The sequence below is a fragment of the Bradyrhizobium sp. YR681 genome, from assembly GCF_000282615.1.
Taxonomy (GTDB): Bacteria; Pseudomonadota; Alphaproteobacteria; order Rhizobiales; family Xanthobacteraceae; genus Bradyrhizobium.
The window spans coordinates 1-1,579 of sequence record NZ_AKIY01000318.1; the positions used below are offsets into that span (position 1 = coordinate 1).

General features: G+C 66.9%; 1 protein-coding gene and 1 other RNA gene. Both read right to left on the bottom strand.

Features of this window, described 5'->3' with window-relative positions; all coding sequences use genetic code 11:
• The coding region (locus PMI42_RS33900; protein WP_008143605.1) for a DNA polymerase III subunit gamma/tau at nt 1-1,349 on the bottom strand (1,349 nt) is incomplete at its 3' end.
• A 96-nt stretch (nt 1,350-1,445) separates the two neighbouring features.
• Nucleotides 1,446-1,540: signal recognition particle sRNA small type (gene ffs / locus PMI42_RS40795), an RNA gene on the bottom strand.
• Between the last annotated feature and the right edge of the window lie 39 nt (nt 1,541-1,579).

The window sequence follows — 1,579 nt, forward strand, 5'->3', positions numbered from 1 at the left end:
GGGCGGGCGCCGCCGCCGAACGCGGACGGCGGCGAGGTCGGCATGCGAACAGGGGCGGTCGAAGCAACCGGCGCCGCCGAAGCCATCGGCGCAGCCGGCGCGCCGCCGCGCGCAGCACTTCCGCCGCTCACGACCGGCGAACCGCCGCCGTTCTGCTCCAGCATCCTGATGGCTTCATCCGGCGTCGGCAGGTCGGCGACATAGGCGATCCGCACCAGCACCATCTCGGCGGCGGCCGCGGGACGCGTTGCGGCCTGCACCTCGGTGATGCCCTTGAGCAGCATCTGCCACATCCGCGACAGCACGCGCATCGAGATCTTCGAGGCGAAATCCCGCGCGCGCACGCGCTCGGTCTCGCCATAGGCGACGTTGTCGGCGGTCGCCGGAACGATCTTCACGCGGGTGACGAAATTGACGAATTCGGCGAGGTCCGAGAGCACGACGATGGGATCGGCGCCGACATCGTACTGGTCGCGGAATTCCTTGAACGCGGACGCGATGTCGCCGCGCGCCAGCGAATCGAACAGATCGATGACGCGGGTGCGATCGGCGAGCCCCAGCATCTGCCTGACGGCGTCGGCCCTCACCGTGCCCGCCGCATGCGCGATCGCCTGGTCGAGCAGAGACAGCGAATCGCGCACCGAGCCTTCGGCGGCGCGCGCGATGATGCCGAGCGCCTCGGGCTCGATCTCGACGTTTTCCTTGGCCGCGATATTGGCGAGGTGCTTCATCAGCACGTCAGCCTCGACACGGCGCAGGTCGAAGCGCTGGCAGCGCGACAGCACGGTGACGGGAACCTTGCGGATCTCGGTCGTCGCGAACACGAATTTGGCGTGCTCCGGCGGTTCCTCCAGCGTCTTCAGGAAGGCGTTGAACGCCGCCGTCGACAGCATGTGGACTTCGTCGATGATGTAGACCTTGTAGCGGGCGCTGGCGGGCGCGTAGCGCACGCTGTCATTGATCTGGCGGACGTCGTCGACGCCGGTATGCGAGGCCGCGTCCATCTCCAGCACGTCCATGTGCCGGCTTTCCATGATCGCCTGGCAATGCACGCCGAGCGTCGGCATGTGGATGGTGGGGCCCTTCACCGAGCCGTCCGGCATCTCGTAGTTGAGTGCGCGGGCCAGGATGCGCGCAGTGGTGGTCTTGCCGACGCCGCGGACGCCGGTGAGGATCCAGGCCTGCGGGATGCGCCCGGTCTCGAATGCATTGGAGACGGTGCGGACCACGGCCTCCTGGCCGATCAGATCGTCGAATGAGGAGGGCCGGTATTTGCGTGCCAGCACCCGGTAGGGCGTGCCAGCCGGGCTGGCGCTGTCAGCGTTTGGAGGGGCGCCAGCGTCGGTCATCGGTCGATCCGCAATGAAATGTCTCTCGGCCGGCTTTTGCGGAAAGGAGCGCGCTGGCGGGAAACCCGCCGGCGCAATTCGCTCGAAAAAACAGGTAGGAGACTGACGAGCGACCCGATCCGGACCTCGTTAGGGCTGCTTCCTTCCGGACCTGACCCGGTTGGCGAGTGGCTCAGAGCACACGTCTGAACTCCAGTCACTGACCAATCTCGTATGCCGTCTTCTGCTTG